This is a genomic window from Streptomyces smyrnaeus (genome assembly GCF_017676345.1).
Lineage (GTDB): Bacteria > Actinomycetota > Actinomycetes > Streptomycetales > Streptomycetaceae > Streptomyces > Streptomyces smyrnaeus.
In genome coordinates, this window is sequence record NZ_JAFFZM010000004.1 from 214,039 (window position 1) to 231,382 (window position 17,344).

Consider the following 17,344-nt stretch of genomic DNA (forward strand, 5'->3'; position numbering starts at 1 on the left):
TGCGGAGCCCCGCACGGGCAGAGCAGCACCCGGAAATCCCCCACCTCTCCGAAAAGGAACGACCATGACCACGCACATCCAAGAAACCAGCGTCCAGGACTCCGAGCGCGCCTGGATGGAAAAGGCGATCACGCTGGCCACCGACAGCGTGGCGAACGGCGGCGGTCCGTTCGGCGCGCTGGTCGCCAAGAACGGCGAAGTCGTCGCGATCGGGAACAACCAGGTCACCGCGACCCTCGACCCGGTGGCGCACGCCGAGGTGACCGCGATGCGCGCCGCCTGCAAGGAACTGGACACCTTCTCGCTCGAGGGCTGCGTCCTGATCACTTCGTGTGAGCCGTGCCCGATGTGCCTTTCCTCCGCGCTGTGGGCCCGGGTCGACCGGCTCGTCTACTCCGCCGATCGGCACGACGCGGCCGTGGCCGGCTTCGACGACCGCAAGTTCTACGACCTGTTCGAAAAGAAGCCCGAGTCGATGTGGCCGATGTCGGTCGAGCAGCTGGACCTGCCGAACCGTACGGCGCCGTTCGACGCGTGGCTGGCCAAGCCCGATCGCATCGAGTACTGACGAGGAGTGCTCGTGGAGATCAAGCGGAAGCACACGATGTACCACTCGACGATCGTCGACGCCGATCCGGACACCGTATGGGCCGAGGTCCGCGACCCCATGAAGGTGGTGAAGATCGTGTCCGGAGCCGCGGCGAAGAACGTGCACTGGGCAGAAGGCGGCGCACCCGAGCGGGTGCCTTCGCGATACGACTTCACGCTCGCGTTCTGCGACGGACTCGTCCAGCAGGAGGTCGCCGGACGCAACGAGATGGAGCGGTCCTCCACCTACCGGGCCGTCGCACCCGCAACAGGCGTCAGCGGCTATGTCGCCACGATTCGCGTCCGGCCGATAACCAACGAAAGGGATCGCAGCTACTTCGAGTGGTCACGCGAGTTGACGATCGCCGACGACGCCGACCCAGAGGTCGTCGAGCGGATCATCGGCATGATGGAGAACCAGGCCGACTCGGTGCGGGACCATTTCGCACTGCGAAGAACATAGTCGGCTGGTGAGCTCGGCCCCCGGCCGACCGGCCGTCAGCGGCACGCCGACGACACTCCTGCTGCTGCGGCACGGTGAGACGCCGCTGACGCGGGAGAAGCGGTTCTCCGGCAGCGGCGGCTCGGACCCGTCGCTGTCGGATGCCGGGCGGCGGCAGGCCGAGGCCACCGCGGCGCTGCTGGCCGCCCGCGGCGGCGTACGGGCGGTCGCCACCTCACCGCTGCGGCGCTGCCGGGAGACGGCACAGGCAGTTGCCGCGCGGCTGGGCCTGCGCACACATGTCGAGGAGGACCTGCGGGAGGCCGACTTCGGAGCGTGGGAGGGGCTCACCTTCGCGCAGGTGCGCGAGCGCTACGCGGACGACCTGGCGGCCTGGCTGAGGTCGGCAGCGGTGGCGCCCCCGGGCGGTGGCGAGCCGTTCGAGGCGGTGGCGCGGCGGGTGGCGGCGGTGCGGGACGTGCTGCTGGCGCGGCACACCGGGGGAGCGGTGCTGGTGGTCTCGCACGTCGGCCCGCTGAGGACGCTGGTGCGGATGGCGCTGGGCGCGCCGGCCGAGTCGCTGTTCCGGATGGAGCTGGCTGCGGCGTCGCTGTCTGCGGTGACGTACCACCCTGACGGGCGCGCATCGGTGCGGCTGCTCAATGACACGGGGCACCTTCGATAGGCCCCGGGGGGGCTTGCCCGGGTGGCATCCCCCGGCATCCGGCGTTCCGTGTGGGGGTGTTCCGTGCGGGCGGCGTTCCATGCTCCGCGCCGAGCATTCTGCGCTCGGCGTCGAGCTCCCCGCACTCCGCGCAGTCGGAGAAGAGGAGGACCAGTGCAGACGCAGAAGGACGTTCCCGGCCCGCCCGGTGTGCCCCGCCGTTGCGACGCCCAGCGCAACCGCAAGCGCCTCCTGGAGGCGGCCCTGGCCGAACTCACCTGCGACGCCGACGCCCCGCTGAGCCGGATCGCCAGGAAGGCGGGCGTCGGACAGGGCACGTTCTACCGCAACTTCCCCAACCGGGAGGCGCTTCTTCTGGAGGTCTACCGGCACGAGTTGCAGCAGGTGGCCGACAGCGCGGACGAGTTGCTGCTGCGCTGCCGGGGACCGGAGCAGGCGCTGCGCGCGTGGATGGACCACCTGGCCCGGTTCGCCTCGACAAAGGCGGGCCTGTCCGACGCGCTCCGCGAGGCCACCAGCGCACCGGGCGACCCGGCGAAACCGGCACCTGTCCCGGTGGCCCGGGCGGCCGACCGACTGCTGAGCGCCAACGAGAAGGCCGGTACGATCCGCCCCGGTGTGCGGACCGAGGACTTTCTGCTCGCCATCACCGGCCTGTGGCACGTCGGCGCACAGGAAGGCGCCTACGCCCGAGCCACCCGCTTGCTGGACCTCGTGATGGACGGCCTTCGCGTCCGCCCGTGAACTCCTCGGACGTCGGCGGATCACTGTGTTCCGCCGCAGCAGGGCCGTGGCGGCGCCGCCACGCGATCCTGGGCCGCAAGTGGAGGGGGTCGCCCCGCCGCTGACGGGGCGGGGCGACGACGTCGTTACCGGTGAGGCCGTAGGGCCGTCACCGAGCCGTGGTTTCGAACGTCCACTGCTGGTGGGGCAAACCGTGACAGGTCCACTGGATGACGTTGGTGAGCGAACGGCCGTCGGTCGTCTGGTCGGCACATTTGCCGCTGTACTTGTTGACGAGGGTGAACCTGTTGCTGTTGTCCACCGGTACGCGGGCCCACAGCTGGTCCTCGTAGTTCCTGTTGCAGCCGTACTGCCGTAGCTGGTGGCCGTTGGCCACGCTGTGGTACCCGTTGACCAGGCACTTGCCGCTCCTGACGCTGCGCAGTTGGAACCAGTCGCCTTGGACGGGCAACACCTCGAACCGCTGGTTGGCGCCACCGTGCCGGTTGTAGAGGATGATCGGGGCGCCGTCCTGTGTGGAGTTGTCCTTGACGTCGAGAACGAGACGAGGGTTCTTGGCGGAGTGGATGATCACGGTCTGATCGGGCTGTGCCTGTTCGGCGGAGCCGGCTGCGGTCGCGTTGGTGGTGGCCATGCCCGTCAGGGCGAGACCGAGAAGTGCCGTGGCGCTGATCAGGGTGCGTCGGACAGTGGGCATCAGCGAGGTCCTCTCGTGGGATCCGACGCCCTGGCGAAAGCCCGGGCGAAACAGGGCGAGTTTCGTCCTCCTTTCATGGCACTCACCAGCAGTTGACCGTAAACGCACTGGAAAGCATGATTCGTAGTGCGCCCCCGGCGTGGTCCACATCCCGGGCGCGCCGCGAGACCACCGCTGCGGGTGCGAGCCGCGCGAGGGTTTCCGGACGCCCTCGACGCGAGGAGTGGCGAGCCGTCCGGCCGGGGGCACGGCCGTCGGCGAGGACTCAGTACCTTTGCCCGGATCAGGGCACCAGGGCATCAGGGCCTGCACGATGAACTCGAACACGGCCCGGCCCGGATCGAGAAGACCGGGCCGCTGGCCGATGTCTTCCTCGCCGCCATGTTGACCACCCTGGAGCGCATGGACGAGGACTGGTACCGGCGCTTCCCGCTGACCCTCCAGTTGATCGCCGACTCGCCCGCACTCGACGGGTACACGCTGCGGCACTGTGCCGAAGTCGAGGCCGAGATCGCGCGTCGACTCGACGCACAGAACTCTCTCGAACTGCGACTCCTCATCGAGTTCTTCGTGGCCGCCTGGCGCTGCGCCCTTGACGACTGGCTGCCCGACTGCACACCGGGCGAACCGTCCGCGCTGTTGCGCCGGGCCTGCTCAATCATGAACCCCGCCCTCAACCTGGAGGCGTAGCCCGTTCTGCGCTGCCCGGCCATGAACCGAGTCCGGAGCGAAGCCTGCCGTGTTCGCGTGGCGTGCCGGCGCCGTTGCACCGAGAAGCGCGCCGGCGCCGTGGCGTTCTGCCGCTACGGCCTGGCTGGAGGCCCGGCGCGCTGCTACCCGACTACCGTTGCTCCATATGACAGCTTGCGAGACGGACATCACCGAGGACCTGATCCGGGATCTGCTGCACGAGCAGCACCCCGACCTCGCGGATCGTCCCCTTGCGCTCGGAGCGCTCGGCTGGGACAACCAAGTGTGGCGGCTCGGCGACGACCTCGCGGTCCGGCTGCCCTGGGCGACGGCGTCGGCGGATGCGCTGCTGCGCAAGGAGCACGCCTGGCTGCCTCTCCTCGCCCCGCACCTTCCTCTGCGGACCCCCGTCCCGCAGCGCCTTGGTGAGCCCTCCGTGCGATTCCCGCGGCCCTGGCTCGTCACCACCTGGGTCCCGGGTGAGCCCGCCGATCGCGCTCCCGCGAGGTGCCCCGAGGAGGCGGCCGTCGCCCTGGCCGCCTTCCTGACCGCCCTCCACCGTCCCGCCCCCGACGAGGCACCGGCGGGCCGAGACCGCGGTGACCCGCTGGCCGACATGGCTGACCATTTCACCCGAGGGCTCGACTCGGCCATCGAACTGGGACTGGTGCATGACCCCGATGCTGTCCGCACGGTCTGGGAGGACGCCGCCGCCGCGCCCGAATGGGAAGGCCCACGCCTGTGGCTGCACGGCGATCTGCACCCGGCCAACATCCTGACCTCGAACGGTGCCTTCTGCGGGGTGATCGACTTCGGCGACCTCTTCGCCGGCGATCCGGCCTGCGACCTCGCCGCCGCTTGGGTCCTGCTGCCGGACGGTGCCATCGACCGCTTCCACGAGTGCTACGAGCCGAGCCCGGACGCCGCGACCCTGCGCCGCGCCCGCGGGTGGGCGGTGCTGCGTGCCCTCGTCGGCATCCACATCGGATACGCCGGGGTCCACGGCCGCCCCGGAGGCAAGGCCACCTGGGGCCCACCCGCCCACGCCGCGCTGCGCCGCCTCACCGCTTCGGTCCACCAGTGATCAAGCACCCCGGCGTGAGGGGCCGAGAGCGTGCGAACGCATTGGGCAGGTCGTCACGGAGAGCTGGAAGAGGGCAATTATTTTGAGGCACCGCCCTGGGCCGTCCTGAGGACACCTCTCGGCGGCCCCCGTGCGGCGGGGCGGTGGCGAGGCCGTACGGTCGAGCGCCGGTGCAGCACGTGGCATGACTCGGCACCCATGAAAGACCCGAAAGCCCCGAAAGCCCCGGAAGACCCGAAGGAAGAGAACCGTATGAGTGAGGACGAGCGGCGCGAGCGGTACGCCGTGGCCCTGTACAGCACCCTTGGGTTCAGCGCGGAGCGTCACCCTTGGGCGGGGCTTTCCCCGGCGCGACGCGAGGTCTGGTACGTCCGCGCCGAGGCCGCCATGGCCGTTGCGGACAAGGAGATCGCGGAAGCGTTGCGCACTGCCGGGTGAGACAGCTGCCGCGTCCGCGGGGGCACCGAGCGACTGATTTGGTCCAGACCTATTGACGAGAGGTCCGGACCACAGAACGCTCTCAGCGACCCCACACACAGGCGGAGGGACACGGCATGCACGGAACGTCCGCTCGAAGACGACGACCCTGGTACTTGCTCGGTATCGGCGTGGTGCTGGCGTGCGTCGTCCAGCTCCTCACCGCGACAGCCCCGCAGGCGGTGGAACGCCCGCGCACCGCGGCGGCCCCGTCCTCCGAGGCCGCCGAGACCTGCCCGGTGCAGGGCAAGCCGGCCGGAAAGGTCCTCCAGGGCTACTGGGAGAACTGGGACGGCGCCGCCAACGGCGTCCACCCGCCCTTCGGCTGGACCCCCATCACCGACACCCGCATCCGCGCCCACGGCTACAACGTCCTCAACGCGGCCTTTCCCGTGATCCGTTCGGACGGCACGGTGCTGTGGGAGGACGGCATGGACTCCACCGTCAAGGTCGCGACCCCGGCCGAGATGTGCGAGGCCAAGGCCCAGGGGCAGACCCTCCTGATGTCGATCGGTGGCGCGACGGCGGGCATCGACCTCAGCTCACGCGCGGTCGCCGACCGGTTCATCGATACCATCGTGCCGATCCTGAAGAAGTACAACTTCGACGGCATCGACATCGACATCGAGACCGGCCTCGTCGGCAGCGGCAACATCAACCAGCTCTCGACCTCGCAGGCCAACCTCGTCCACATCATCGACGGCGTCCTCGCCCAGATGCCGCCGCAGTTCGGCCTGACGATGGCGCCCGAGACCGCGTACGTCACGGGCGGCAGCGTCGTCTACGGTTCGATCTGGGGCGCCTATCTCCCGATCATCAAGAAGTACGCCGACAACGGCCGCCTGTGGTGGCTGAACATGCAGTACTACAACGGCAGCATGTACGGGTGCAGCGGCGACTCGTACTCCGCGGGCACCGTCCAGGGCTTCATCGCCCAGACCGACTGCCTCAACAAGGGCCTGGTCGTCCAGGGCACCACGATCCGCGTGCCCTACGACAAACAGGTACCCGGCCTCCCCGCCCAGCCCGGCGCCGGCGGCGGCCATATGTCACCCTCCCTGGTCGCCCAGGCCTGGAACCACTACGACGGCAGTCTCAAGGGCCTGATGACCTGGTCCTTGAACTGGGACGGCTCGAAGAACTGGACGTTCGGCGACAACGTCAAGGCGCTCCAGGGCCGTTAGAGCACATCCCGCAGCGGGCGTAGCCGCGGGCTCCTTCGGGTGCGCCCGGATGCGGAGGTGTGAAGGCGGGCCAACTTGTCGCTCTGTGCTAACGCGTTGCAGCAGGGGTCCGAACAAGAATGAGCAGTGTTCGGACCGTCTGCAGCGGACGTGAGTGCGCTGCGGAGGCGCACGCGGTCGCGTGCGTCGAAGACCGGGGACGTGGGGGCGATGAGGCCGGGGGAGACGCCGGAGCAGGCGCGGGCACGGGCGGGGCGGCTGCGGCAGCGCGCGGCGCAGGCACGCAGTCTGGCGGGTTCGTTGGGTTCCACGCTGGACACGGGGGTGGCCAAGGCGACCGCCGAGGACGTGTGGTTGGGCCCGTACGCCGAGCGTGTCACGGGGGAGCTGCGCCGACGTCAGCGTGAGCTGGAGGGCTTGGCGGACGGGGTGCGCGCCGCCGCCAACCGCTGGGACCAGGAGGCCGAACTGCTCGACCGGGAGGCCGCGGCAGCCCCGGCCGGAGGTGACTGATGGGTGGCTTCCAAGGCTTCGACCCGGCACGAGTACGGGAGTTGGCCGGGCATCTGGACTCGGTGGCGGGCTCCATCGTGCCGATGCACCGTCAGCTGTCACAGATCCTGGAGGCGGCAGTCGCTGACATGGCGCCGCAGCAGGCGAGTACGAGCCCGGAACTCCAGCCATTGGTGGACAACCCGGGAGTGCCGATGGCCACGGGCGGGATTCCGATCGCCAAGGTGTACGGGATCCCGACGGGCTACCTTCCGGGTCCCAGGACGCAAGGCGAGGCACTCGCTGGCGGACCGCTGCCGGGCTCCGTCGATCCGTTTCTGAGACAGACCGCGGCCGACATCCGGGCCCGGTGCGATCGGCTGGAGCAGGTCCGGCGGGCAGCTCCGTCCTCCGTCAAGCTGGATGCGGGTGCCCTGCTCGCCGCCGATCTGGTCGACCTCAACGCCGTACCGAAGCCCAACGCGGGCGAGCAGGCGATCGCCAAATGGTGGGCAGGGCTGAAGCCCGCGCAGCGCGAGCAGTATCTGTATCTGAAGCCCGAGGCGCTGCAAACGCTCAAAGGGCTTCCCGCGGATGTACTGCAGCAGGCCACCCAGCTCGCCTACTTCAAGGTGGTGCCCTACAAGACTTCCAGCCACGAGAGCGCGGGTGGCACCAAGCTCTCGATCGGTATCTTCGAGATCGGTGACGGCTACGCACTGCGCACCGAGCAGATGAACGACGGCACCTACCGCGTCACCATGATCGACAACGAGCAGGTCGGAGCCAAGGCCGCCAGACCCGACAAGAAGGGGATATCGATCGGCGGCACGGTGAAATTCGAGCTCGGCGACACCTGGGTGTTCAAGAACAAGGCCGAGGCGGAGAAGCTGCAGAAGGACATCGACGAGGCGTACTTTCTGCACCGTCAGCTGAACGGCACGAACCTCATCGGCGTCATCTTTGCCAAGGCGCGGCTCCCGGACGTGCTGAAGCGGATCGGCGAGCCGAAGATCACAACCGCGACGGTGGGTGTGGAGGTGGACGGGTCGATCGGCGTCGGAAACGCCACTCCGGGAATCAAGTTCGGCGGTAACCTCTCGCGCATCACCAGCACGCTGAACCCCCAGCGGCCCTCGGTGACCCTGAGCAGGGACTTCGTTGTGGAGCCCTCGCTCACCCGGGGGAAAGTGGTGAAGGCGGATTTCGGCGCGGTCGTCAACGGCACGATCCAGGTCGTCCGGGACAAGAACAACCCGGACCCCAACACCAACATCACCACGGTTCGGCTCATCCAGACGGTGGAGGGAAAACTCGGTGGAACCTTCGGCGGTGAGCTCGGCGGCGCCAAGGCAGGCGTCTCCGGAAGCTACAAAGAAGGACGCACCAACACCCACGTGGTGACGGTGAATGTGCCGATCGGTGCGAAGTCCGAGGAACAGGCCGCCGCCCGGAAGTGGCTGAGCGCGCCACCCCCCGCCGCCCTGGCCGGCCCCGCCATCCCTACCGATCCGCCCGCTCCGGACGGGGATCTCTTCTCTCGGCTGGCACACGATCGCGGGCAGGTCAGCGCCGTCTCCTACAGGGGGAGGGCATCCGAACTGAAACTGGGCGGAAAGTTCACCATCGACGGAATCCCCATCGGCCTCGAGGCCACGGCGGGGGAAAAGAGTGACCGCGTCGTCGACCAGCGGTACCTCGGTGCACCCGACCCGGAAACCGGCACGCGCAACTTCGTCCCCATCAACTGACCGCATCGTCCGCCCCCCGCTCGCGCCCCGCTCGCCCTCCGTGAGCCTGTCGCGGAGGGTCTTCCGTCCGGTGAGTTGCTGATCGGCGGTCTGCCACCGGTCGCGGAAGGGCAGCCGCGGCGTGGCCCGCTGCCCCGGCTCGTTATGATGACCGCCATTTGACGTGCACCTGGTGGGCAGATGGGTCGGGGAGGCGGAGTAGGCCGTGGTGGAGCGAACGCCGGATCTGGGGCTGCAGCGCCAACCCACACTCACCCAGGGCGAGCGGCTGGACGAGGCTGCACGGGCACTCGACGGAATGGGCAAGTCGGTGGGCGGCGCCGAGCCGTGGGCCCAGCTCCCGTCATGGGTGCTGAATCCTTTCGGCGGCGCTGCCTTCGGCGAGTACGGCGGTCAGCAGGCGTTCACCTCCTTCGCCCAGGCGTGGCACAAGGAGATCGAGATCCTCGCCGGGGCGCTGCGGGAGATCCACCGCAGGATCGGGGACGGCGTCACTCTGAGCGGGAACACCGACCACGACGTGCGCAGCAAGCTCGACTCCCTCTCCGCCCTCTCCGAACCCGAGGAGAAGGAGCGGTGACCGGGCCGGGCCGACGCCGCAAGGGGGAGCTGAGGCGGCTGCGACGCAGGTTGGAAGCGCTCCACTTCGAGGGGAAGGGTGGACTCGACGGCGACAAGACGAACCTCGTGCTCGCGGAACTCATCGACGACGCCCTGGGCTTTCCCGCCCCCGAGGGCTCCCCGGACGAGGTCGAGGGCAAGGCCGCCGACTACCGCGGGGCCGCCGGATTGGCCGACGAGATCCGGGGAGGAGTGCGGGCCGTCGCCACCGCCGGCCTGCCCGACACCTGGGTGGGGGAGGCGGGCTCCAAGGCGAGCGAGGTGACCAAAGCCGCCGCGCGGAACGCGGAACACATGTCGGAAACGTTCGGTACGGCGGCCAGGGAACTGACCCTGCTGGCCGAGGGCATCGGCACCGCGCAGCGCAAGCACGGCTTCGGTCTCGACGCGCTGCGCGCTGCCCGGGGCATGCTCCCCGAAGGAGACAGTGCGTACTTCGCCGCTGCCGTGGATGCCGACCGGGCGCGCCGGGCGGCGCTGGACGGTATCGGATATCTGGAGTCCGGCGTGGAAGCCGCCGAGGCGGCGGGGGAGCGGGCCGAACGGAAGCTGAACGAGCTGGCCGCCGATGTCCGTTCCGGCAGGCTGGACACCAGGCATCTGTCGGACGCGGACCGGGTCGTCCTCGCAGACGCGGCCGCACACGGCGGGGACCCAGCGGACAACGAAATTCTCACCAACCGCGACCTGGAACGCTCCAGCACGCGCCTGAACAGTCTCGACGCCAAGGACCGTACCGCCTACGACAAGCTGCTGGACGGCGCCAAGTCACCGCAGGAGCGCGCGTATCTGGTCAAGGCACTGGCCGCCGGCTATCCGATGGCGCGTATACAGACCTTCGCCCGCAAGATCCACCCGTACGGCGACAAGCCGGCCTGGCTCCAGCAGCATCTGACGCCCATCGTCAACCGCCCGGACGACTCCCGGCGGGAGGGAGACCACTCCCAGAAGGTGACGTTCGACGGATACCAGTGGCGGCAGAAGGGCGACACATGCGTGGCTCTCTCCACGGTCACCATGCACGCCCAGAGCGACCCGGTGTACGCCCTGGAACTGACCACCGGCGGACACCCCGGAGACCCGGACCATGACAACGGCGCAGCCTTCGAGGAGCGTCTGAGGGCCGAGGAGACCAGGGTCTACGACCGGCGCGAAGGCGACAAGAGAGGTATGAACGGCCTGGAGAGTGAAATGGTCGCGGACGACGAGATCGGCTCGCACACCGGCACCGACTACGAGGCCATCGCCACCCGGACCAAGGAGTCCCGGGAGGAAGTCCTGCCCAAGATCCGTGAAGCGGTCGACAGCGGCCAGCCCGTGCCCTTCGGCGCCCGGCAGGGCGACGAGTTCGGTCATCAGATGATGATCATCGGCCAGGACGGCGGCAAACTGCAGATCTACAACCCCTGGGGCTTCACCACCTGGGTCAGCGAGGACGACTTCGTCAACGGCACCATGGGCGGCGCGTCGAGCGAGAAGTACCCCACGCCCACCGACATCCGGCTCCCCGAGCAGAAGCAGGCAGTCCGCCCATGACACCCACCCCCGCACGGCGCACCGGCCCGGCTGCCGTTGCCGTCGCACTGCTGCTGGCCCTCACCGCCTGCGGCGGAACCGACGACAGCGATGCCGACGGCGGCGACGGTGGCCCTCCCACGCCTTCGCCCACCCCGGCCGCCTCCGGCCCGGCCTCCGCCTCCTCCCCCACACCGTCGCCCACCCCGGAGACGGTGTTCGACGCCAAGCACACCGACGTCGAGGTGGCACCCGGCGAGACCTTCTCACTGAAGATCCGCATCAATCCCGGCGCCGGATACGACTGGGAACTCGCCGACCCGCAACCCGACAGCGCCGTCGTCGTCAAGACGGGGCAGCGGGAAGAGGCGGACTCCCCGGAACGGATGGGCTCGCACGGCTACCTCTTCCTCGACTACCGCGCGAAGAGCGAGGGCAGCACCGAGGTACATGTGCGCAGGAACTGCTTCGCGTGCGGTGGCGAGGAGGAGAAGGCCGCGAAGGCGGGCAAGAAGGGCCCGGAGACCGTCTTCCACATCACGGTGAAGGAGTGACGCCCCGCATGCCCCCGGACAGGACGACCGACGCGGAACTGAGCTCCCTCGACGTTCCCCTGCTGCTCCGCTACGGCCTGACGCTCGGCGGTGCCCACCGCACCGCGCTCTTCGGTGACGGCGCGGTCGCCGCCGCGCTGATCGCGGAGGAACTGGGTGTCCTGCCGCGCGCGGTGGCCTTCCTCGCCGAGGTCGTACGCCGGGACGGCCTGCGGGCCGCCGTCGAGCTGCCGGAACCGCTGCCGGGCCGGGAAGCGGCCCGCACCGCGTCCGAGTGGCTGACCACCGCCTCCTCCGTGCTCGGGGAAGCGGACCTGGAGAACGAGGAACAACTCGCCCGCTGGTTCGAGGCAGTAGCCACGATCATGGCCCTCCGCCACACCCACGCCACCCCCTACCCTTGACCGGCGGACGCCCCGCGCAGGTTCGGCCGCAGTCGCTCGCTCGCTGCGGTCTCCTGGCCGTCGCCCTACCGCGAGCCGGTGTCAGTGTTGTGCGTCAGCTTCTGCTGGCGAAGGCCGTCAGCGTGGTGGGCCACAGTGCCGGGAGGGGCGTTCGATGAACCAGGTGCCTACGGAGAACGGGCTGCGCTGGATAGCCGATGCCTATGACACGGGCTTCACCTTCACCCTCAGCGAAGGCCTTTCACCGCACGAGCTGCTGCGCCGCGTCGGCGCCGAGGAGAGCCACATCGTCCCGCTCACCCGCTCCGCAGCGTACGAGCTGCTACTGAGGGACGAGGAGCACCACATCAGCGACCTCGACTTCCTGGACTGGGAAGATGAATCAGCCGTCGCCCAACTGACCGACGCCGGCTTTCTCCCCGCCCCGCCGAAGACCATCGTCCGCGCGGGCTCGGTGGCAGGCTGGGCGTATGCGCTGGAGGAATTCCACGACCACACGGGCGCGTACCTCGCGGAACTGTCCGAGCAGGGACGGGCGTTCCAAGTGCACCGCAACGCGAAGGGCTTCTGTCTCGTCGGCCATGCCTGCCACGGCGATGCGATGACGTCCTTCGAACCTGGCATGCCGCACCTGACGAACGGCGACCCGGCCGAGGCGGCGCCCGGTTTCGTGTACGACGGTGACGAGTTGGGCGATGTCGCGTTCCTGCGGTTCCTGGAGGGTGAACTAGGCATCCACCTCCGCTGGGAGGAGACGGAGGCAGAGCTTCCTGCAGCCGCTTTCACCTGACGCCGCCTTCGCAGGAGCACCTGTCAGTTTCGAGTTGGAGACGCCGCCGGCCGCACTCCGCCACTCGGTTTCGGCGACCACCTCGCCATGCTCGACGCCGGCGAACCCGCGGACGGCAGCGATCGTCGTCCACGTCCCGGCCCCGCCTCGCAACACCTGGTGCTTAAATGATCGCCGTCGGCTGGGGGCGGTCCGGTGCGGGCGGGGCGATGACGAGTAACCGTACTCGTCGCCGCCTGCCTTCGCGAGCACGCCCCCGGTGCACGGCACCAGCTCAGACCGTCTTTTTCTCCGCGTGCTTGACCCTCGTCGAACTTGGGAGACGCTCATGACCACGATAGGCATCATTCTCGGCACCACCCGTCCCGGCCGCGTCGGACCACAGATCGCGGAGTGGGTCCACAAGACGGCCGACGCACGGACCGACGCGGATTTCGAAGTCGTCGACATCGCCGACTACGACCTCCCCCTGTTCGACGAGCCGCGCTCCCCGCGGATGGGCACCTACGAGCACGACCACACCCGTGCCTGGAGCGCCAAGATCGCAGGGCTCGACGGATTCGTCTTCGTCACGCCCGAATACAACCGGTCGATCCCCGCCGCGCTCAAGAACGCCATCGACTTCGTCTACAAGGAGTGGAACAACAAGGCCGCCGGCTTCATCGGGTACGGCAGCAACGTCGGCGGTGCCCGCGCCGTCGACCACCTGCGGCACATCGCCGGGGCGGTGCAGCTGGCCGCCGTGTACAGCCAGCTCCACCTGTCGCTCCAGACCGACTTCGAGAAGTTCACGACCTTTGTGCCCACCGATCGCCACGAGGCCGCCCTCGAGCAGCTGCTCACCGAAGTGATCGCCTTGAGCAACGCGCTCGCACCGCTTCGCGAGGCCTGACGCGCACGGCGGGACGGGCAGGCTGCGGCCGCGCCCGGTTCGACCGAGCCGGGTGAAGCAGCTGTCGGACCGGTAGGCCCTGCCTGGAGGAGCGGATGCCAGGGATGCGAGACTCCCTGGCACCGTCTCGTGCGCGGAGGGCGCTGAGATGCCGGCCCCGCGTCAGGCGGCCGTTCAGCCGGTCAGGCCATGGCCCGGCCGGCAGCGGCGACCAGATCGTCGGTCGCCGCGATGGCGGCCGCACGGCGGGAGGCCAGTACGGCGTGGTCGGCGGCGCCGCGCAGGCTGAACGCGGCCAGGGCAGCCTGACGAGCCGGCTCAGCAAGTGCCTGCTCCAGGACGGAGACCGAGACCAGTGGGCCGGTCACGGCCGAGCGCGTGGCGCGGGAAGCGGCGCGGGCCGCCTCGATCGCTTCCGCGTCCGCGCCGTCCAGCCGCAGGGTTTCGCGATGCCACAGGGCCCGCCGATGGTCACCGAGGGCGGCCACCAATTCACCCAGCGCCCTCCGCAGTGCTTCCGCCCTCTGATCAGCGCGCGCAGCGCTCTGGGCGATCCGCGCACTCTTGATCTGCAGCAGCCCGGTGAGCGTACCCCCGAGCAGTGTGCCGACGACGGCGATGATGCTGGGCCACATCGCGAAGTCCTCCTTGGACAGCGGTAACGGGGCGCCGGAGCGTCAACCTTCGGTGGGAGGACGGGGCGCGGCGCACGAGCCGACGCGGATCAGGCGCACGGTGTGGCTGACAGCATGCCCCCAGCAGGGAGCCGACCGCGAGAAACGGCCACGCCGGTGCCGCCGTCACGGAGCCGGCGGCACCGGCGAACCGGAATCTCTGCGGGAGCCGTGCAAGCTGTACCCGCGCCGAGGTCACCTGCCGTACAGGGCCGTACTGGCCTCCTCGGGCTGGTGCGGGCGGGCGTCGATGCCGTCGATGCTGTGGGCGTTCTTCTCGCGCATGTAGCTTTCGAGCTGGACCCCGGTCCTGCGCGCACCCCACTGGTCCTGCAGGTCGCGTTCCGAGACCAGGGTCATCTCCGGCACGGTGAACCCGCAGGAGTCGGCGATCCTGTTGAGGGAGACGACCACCACGGACCGGGGAATGGGGTGCTCTCCGAAGTGGCCGATCAGCCGGTTCCAGTCGGGGGAGTCCGGGAAGACGCACTCGCCGGTGCCGTAGAGGCGGAGGATCTTGGGGCGGGCGGTGAACGAGCAGACCATGAGAGTGATCCGGCCGTTCTCGCGGAGGTGGGCGATGGTCTCGGCGCCCGAGCCGATGAGGTCGAGATAGGCCACCGTGGTGTCGTCCAGCACCGCGAGGGTGTCCATGCCTCCCTTCGGCGACACATTGACGTGACCGTCGCCCGCCAGCGGAGCGGTGGCCACGAAGAACATCGGGGCCTCCGCGATGAACGCGCGCAACGTCGGGGTCAGGGAGGGATAGAGCTTGCCCATGGGAGTGTTACTCCTTTCCTCGGGGCTCGGCTCCTTCGGTGCCGAGTCCTGCCGGGCCCTTCCTTCCGGAAAGGACCGGCGGCTCGGCCGGGCGGTCGGGCGCAGGCGGTGTGCCCGGTTCGCTCCGGGGGAGAGGCGTCGTACCCAGGAGCCTGTCGGGTCGGGGCGCCACCGCGCTGATGTGGCGCCTGTCGGCACGTCGCTCTCCCGGCGCGGTGCGGATGGTGATGCGTTCGGCGAGCTTTCGGGCCCGGTCCCGGGCCTCGGACGCGTCCGAGCCGCGCACCAGCACCAGGCCCGCGCGGTCGTAGGACCATGCGAGGGGGGAGACGGTGTCGCCCGGCGAGACGCTGATCTGCACGTCCAGGACATCGGGGTCGGCGCGCACCGCGTCCACTCCCTCGATCTGCTGGACCACCCCCGGTTCCGCCGTCAGGAAACGGACGGCTGCTCCGCCCCGCGGATCGCCGGGCGCCACGGGGCCGGTGGTGCCCGCGTACCACCGGAAGGCGAGGGCGTCGATGTCGATTCCGTGGACCTCTTCGACCAGATCGACGATCCGGTCCCCACCGCGCCGGTTGTGGGACTCGATGAGCCGTGGGCCCTGCGGTGTGAGCTTGACCTCGGTGTGGGCCGGCCCGTCGGTGAGCCCGACGGCGTCGAGCATACGGGCGACCAGATCATCGACGCGCCTGGCCGACTCTGCCTCCAGCCCCGCCGGTTGCACATGGCCGATTTCCACCAGCGAGTCCAGCGTCTCCTTCGCGGTGTGCGCCAGGACGGTGTGGCGCCCGCCGAACGAGAACGACTCGACGCTGATCTCGGGACCTTGCAGATACTCCTCGATCAGAAAGCTGTGGAGCCCGAACCGCTCCGCCCAGGCCGCGACCTCGGGTACCTCGCGCAGCCCGTGCACGACGCGGACCCCGATGCTGCCGGACCCGAAACGGGGCTTGATCACCGCCGGTCCGTGCTCCTCGACGAAGGCGCGGATGTCGCGCTCGCCGTGTCCGGTCCCTACGGCCACACCGTCCACGCCGCGCTCCCGGAGCCGGGTGCGGAACGCCAGCTTGTCGTGCAGCAACTCCACCACGGAGTGTCCCGTGCCCGGCAGGCCCAGCGCGCTGGTGGCCGCGGCAGCGGACTCCAGGCCGTCCTCGGTCATCGAGACGACTCGCGCCAGGGGGCGCAGCCGATGGACGGTGCGCAGCAGTTCGGTGACCGCGGGCGGCTCCCAGTAGGCGACGAGGTGCGCTTCCTGGACGTCCCGCAGTCCCGCGGGGTCCAGCTCCCGAGGGTGGTGGACCCAGACGACGTCGTATCCGGCGGCCCTGGCCTTGCGTATCGCCGGCCTGGTCCCTCCGATGACGGCTATGCGCGGATTCTCGGTCATGCTCGCAGCTCCCTGCCTGCCGCGGCCTCCAGCCAGCGGATCACCTCGACGTTGTCGGCGTCGGCCGGAAGGGCCGACTCCGCCTGCTGCCACAGTTGTCTGCACACGGAGCCGAACAACGTGGGGCCACCCGCCTGCTCTTCGAGTGCGGTACCGATCCGGATGTCCTTGAGCATCAGCCGGAGGGCGAACCCGGAGTCGAAGGTGCCGGTCAGCACATGGTCCGGGAGCTTGGTCTGCGAAGCGTGGTTGCGCCCGGTGGAACTGTTGATCACTTCGAGCATGGTGGCGGGTTCCAGCCCGAAAGCACCGCCGGCCAGCATGACTTCCGCGACCGCCGCCATGTTGATGGCGGAGAGCAGGTTGTTGAGGGCTTTGAGCGCGTGGCCGGCGCCGGTCGGGCCCACGCGATGGACGGTGCCGAGTCTTCGGAGCACGGGCTCGGCACGGTCGAGGGCGTCGCGCCCGCCCGCGGCCATCAAGGTGAGTTCGCCCCCGCGGGCGGCGGCCGGGCTCCCGGAGACGGGGGCGTCCACCACGGAGACCTTCCATCGGGCTGCCAGCTCGGCCAGTTCCAGGGTGGATTCCGGGGCCGATGAGCTTGTGTCGATGATGAGCGAGCCCGGCGCGAGGTGCGGCAGCAGCGCGTCGGCGACCTGCCGAACCGCCGCGCCGTCGGGCAGCATCGTGATCACGACCGGGGCGGCCACTCCCGCCGCTTCCGGCGCCGCGACCACACCCTCGTGCTCAGCCGCGCGGCGCGTCATCTCCGCGTCGATGTCGAACGCGGCCACCGTCAGTCCACTGTCGGCGAGCCGTCGGCACATGCCCCCGCCCATGACTCCCAGTCCCGCGAAGCCGATACGCATTCTTCCACTCCTCATCTG

At 69.6% G+C, this 17,344-nt stretch carries 20 protein-coding genes and 1 pseudogene; 16 read left to right on the forward strand and 5 right to left on the reverse strand.

The window, feature by feature from the left end; genetic code table 11:
* Positions 1 to 64: 64 nt before the first annotated feature.
* The 4 genes and pseudogenes from JW613_RS09015 (at position 65) to JW613_RS09030 (ending at position 2,459) form a co-directional block, all read left to right on the forward strand.
* Positions 65 to 568: a nucleoside deaminase gene (locus JW613_RS09015; protein ID WP_209210174.1), complete on the forward strand. Its 504-nt coding sequence runs from the start codon at positions 65 to 67 to the stop codon at positions 566 to 568.
* A gap of 12 nt (positions 569 to 580) precedes the next feature.
* Positions 581 to 1,051 (forward strand): SRPBCC family protein, encoded by a 471-nt coding sequence (locus tag JW613_RS09020; RefSeq protein ID WP_209210175.1) that lies wholly within the window; start codon positions 581 to 583, stop codon positions 1,049 to 1,051.
* 37 nt (positions 1,052 to 1,088) lie between these two features.
* Positions 1,089 to 1,715, forward strand: a pseudogene (locus JW613_RS09025) (histidine phosphatase family protein); the annotation flags it as partial.
* A gap of 153 nt (positions 1,716 to 1,868) precedes the next feature.
* Positions 1,869 to 2,459 (forward strand): TetR/AcrR family transcriptional regulator, encoded by a 591-nt coding sequence (locus tag JW613_RS09030; RefSeq protein WP_209210176.1) that lies wholly within the window; start codon positions 1,869 to 1,871, stop codon positions 2,457 to 2,459.
* Positions 2,460 to 2,607: 148 nt separating this feature from the next.
* Here the strand turns inward: JW613_RS09030 and JW613_RS09035 are convergent, their stop codons facing one another.
* Complete coding sequence (locus JW613_RS09035) at positions 2,608 to 3,156, reverse strand: RICIN domain-containing protein (RefSeq protein WP_209210177.1); 549 nt, start codon at positions 3,154 to 3,156, stop codon at positions 2,608 to 2,610.
* A gap of 180 nt (positions 3,157 to 3,336) precedes the next feature.
* Here JW613_RS09035 and JW613_RS09040 point away from each other — a divergent pair, with 180 nt between their 5' ends.
* The 12 genes from JW613_RS09040 (at position 3,337) to JW613_RS09095 (ending at position 13,610) form a co-directional block, all read left to right on the forward strand.
* A complete protein-coding gene (locus JW613_RS09040) occupies positions 3,337 to 3,846 on the forward strand; it encodes an acyl-CoA-like ligand-binding transcription factor (protein WP_307865842.1) in 510 nt (169 codons plus the stop codon).
* A 166-nt stretch (positions 3,847 to 4,012) separates the two neighbouring features.
* Positions 4,013 to 4,930 (forward strand): aminoglycoside phosphotransferase family protein, encoded by a 918-nt coding sequence (locus tag JW613_RS09045; protein ID WP_209210179.1) that lies wholly within the window; start codon positions 4,013 to 4,015, stop codon positions 4,928 to 4,930.
* A 252-nt stretch (positions 4,931 to 5,182) separates the two neighbouring features.
* The gene (locus JW613_RS09050; protein WP_209210180.1) at positions 5,183 to 5,368 is read left to right on the forward strand and encodes a hypothetical protein; all 186 of its coding nucleotides are present in this window, start codon (positions 5,183 to 5,185) and stop codon (positions 5,366 to 5,368) included.
* A gap of 116 nt (positions 5,369 to 5,484) precedes the next feature.
* On the forward strand, positions 5,485 to 6,591 hold the full coding sequence (locus tag JW613_RS09055; RefSeq protein WP_209210181.1) for a chitinase: 1,107 nt from the start codon (positions 5,485 to 5,487) through the stop codon (positions 6,589 to 6,591).
* Between the two features lie 201 nt (positions 6,592 to 6,792).
* Positions 6,793 to 7,104, forward strand: coding sequence for a hypothetical protein (locus tag JW613_RS09060; RefSeq protein WP_209210182.1), 312 nt, complete (start codon positions 6,793 to 6,795; stop codon positions 7,102 to 7,104).
* A 128-nt stretch (positions 7,105 to 7,232) separates the two neighbouring features.
* Complete coding sequence (locus JW613_RS09065) at positions 7,233 to 8,834, forward strand: hypothetical protein (RefSeq protein WP_209210183.1); 1,602 nt, start codon at positions 7,233 to 7,235, stop codon at positions 8,832 to 8,834.
* 205 nt (positions 8,835 to 9,039) lie between these two features.
* The gene (locus JW613_RS09070) at positions 9,040 to 9,414 is read left to right on the forward strand and encodes a hypothetical protein (protein WP_209210184.1); all 375 of its coding nucleotides are present in this window, start codon (positions 9,040 to 9,042) and stop codon (positions 9,412 to 9,414) included.
* Complete coding sequence (locus tag JW613_RS09075) at positions 9,411 to 10,991, forward strand: peptidoglycan-binding protein (RefSeq protein WP_209210185.1); 1,581 nt, start codon at positions 9,411 to 9,413, stop codon at positions 10,989 to 10,991. Before JW613_RS09070 ends, JW613_RS09075 begins: the two co-directional genes overlap by 4 nt.
* On the forward strand, positions 10,988 to 11,524 hold the full coding sequence (locus JW613_RS09080) for a protease inhibitor I42 family protein (protein ID WP_209210186.1): 537 nt from the start codon (positions 10,988 to 10,990) through the stop codon (positions 11,522 to 11,524). The genes JW613_RS09075 and JW613_RS09080 overlap by 4 nt, the downstream gene beginning before the upstream one ends.
* An 8-nt stretch (positions 11,525 to 11,532) precedes the next feature.
* Positions 11,533 to 11,928, forward strand: coding sequence for a hypothetical protein (locus tag JW613_RS09085; protein ID WP_209210187.1), 396 nt, complete (start codon positions 11,533 to 11,535; stop codon positions 11,926 to 11,928).
* 154 nt (positions 11,929 to 12,082) lie between these two features.
* Complete coding sequence (locus JW613_RS09090; RefSeq protein WP_209210188.1) at positions 12,083 to 12,718, forward strand: DUF6461 domain-containing protein; 636 nt, start codon at positions 12,083 to 12,085, stop codon at positions 12,716 to 12,718.
* A 328-nt stretch (positions 12,719 to 13,046) separates the two neighbouring features.
* A complete protein-coding gene (locus JW613_RS09095; RefSeq protein WP_209210189.1) occupies positions 13,047 to 13,610 on the forward strand; it encodes an NADPH-dependent FMN reductase in 564 nt (187 codons plus the stop codon).
* A 182-nt stretch (positions 13,611 to 13,792) separates the two neighbouring features.
* On the opposite strand, the gene kilB is transcribed toward JW613_RS09095, so the two are convergent.
* The 4 genes from kilB to JW613_RS09115 all read right to left on the reverse strand — a co-directional run bounded on the left by kilB (position 13,793) and on the right by JW613_RS09115 (position 17,326).
* A complete protein-coding gene (gene kilB / locus JW613_RS09100) occupies positions 13,793 to 14,245 on the reverse strand; it encodes a plasmid transfer protein KilB (protein WP_209210190.1) in 453 nt (150 codons plus the stop codon).
* Between the two features lie 234 nt (positions 14,246 to 14,479).
* Positions 14,480 to 15,064, reverse strand: coding sequence for a pyridoxamine 5'-phosphate oxidase family protein (locus JW613_RS09105; protein ID WP_209210191.1), 585 nt, complete (start codon positions 15,062 to 15,064; stop codon positions 14,480 to 14,482).
* Between the two features lie 7 nt (positions 15,065 to 15,071).
* Positions 15,072 to 16,457, reverse strand: coding sequence for an ATP-grasp domain-containing protein (locus JW613_RS09110; protein ID WP_209210192.1), 1,386 nt, complete (start codon positions 16,455 to 16,457; stop codon positions 15,072 to 15,074).
* Positions 16,454 to 17,326 carry an NAD(P)-dependent oxidoreductase gene (locus JW613_RS09115; RefSeq protein WP_209210193.1) on the reverse strand — a complete coding sequence of 291 codons (873 nt, stop codon included), beginning with the start codon at positions 17,324 to 17,326 and terminating at the stop codon, positions 16,454 to 16,456. The genes JW613_RS09110 and JW613_RS09115 overlap by 4 nt, the downstream gene beginning before the upstream one ends.
* Between the last annotated feature and the right edge of the window lie 18 nt (positions 17,327 to 17,344).

Excerpts from the sequence above, each read along its gene's own strand:
- JW613_RS09050 (WP_209210180.1), top strand. The coding sequence starts at position 5,183 with ATGAGTGAGGACGAGCGGCGCGAGCGGTACGCCGTGGCCCTGTACAGC.
- JW613_RS09090 (WP_209210188.1), top strand. The coding sequence starts at position 12,083 with ATGAACCAGGTGCCTACGGAGAACGGGCTGCGCTGGATAGCCGATGCC.
- JW613_RS09035 (WP_209210177.1), bottom strand. The coding sequence starts at position 3,156 with ATGCCCACTGTCCGACGCACCCTGATCAGCGCCACGGCACTTCTCGGT.
- kilB (WP_209210190.1), bottom strand. The coding sequence starts at position 14,245 with ATGTGGCCCAGCATCATCGCCGTCGTCGGCACACTGCTCGGGGGTACG.
- JW613_RS09115 (WP_209210193.1), bottom strand. The coding sequence starts at position 17,326 with ATGCGTATCGGCTTCGCGGGACTGGGAGTCATGGGCGGGGGCATGTGC.
- JW613_RS09015 (WP_209210174.1), top strand. The coding sequence starts at position 65 with ATGACCACGCACATCCAAGAAACCAGCGTCCAGGACTCCGAGCGCGCC.
- JW613_RS09065 (WP_209210183.1), top strand. The coding sequence starts at position 7,233 with ATGGCGCCGCAGCAGGCGAGTACGAGCCCGGAACTCCAGCCATTGGTG.
- JW613_RS09080 (WP_209210186.1), top strand. The coding sequence starts at position 10,988 with ATGACACCCACCCCCGCACGGCGCACCGGCCCGGCTGCCGTTGCCGTC.
- JW613_RS09095 (WP_209210189.1), top strand. The coding sequence starts at position 13,047 with ATGACCACGATAGGCATCATTCTCGGCACCACCCGTCCCGGCCGCGTC.
- JW613_RS09085 (WP_209210187.1), top strand. The coding sequence starts at position 11,533 with ATGCCCCCGGACAGGACGACCGACGCGGAACTGAGCTCCCTCGACGTT.
- JW613_RS09055 (WP_209210181.1), top strand. The coding sequence starts at position 5,485 with ATGCACGGAACGTCCGCTCGAAGACGACGACCCTGGTACTTGCTCGGT.
- JW613_RS09045 (WP_209210179.1), top strand. The coding sequence starts at position 4,013 with ATGACAGCTTGCGAGACGGACATCACCGAGGACCTGATCCGGGATCTG.
- JW613_RS09110 (WP_209210192.1), bottom strand. The coding sequence starts at position 16,457 with ATGACCGAGAATCCGCGCATAGCCGTCATCGGAGGGACCAGGCCGGCG.
- JW613_RS09105 (WP_209210191.1), bottom strand. The coding sequence starts at position 15,064 with ATGGGCAAGCTCTATCCCTCCCTGACCCCGACGTTGCGCGCGTTCATC.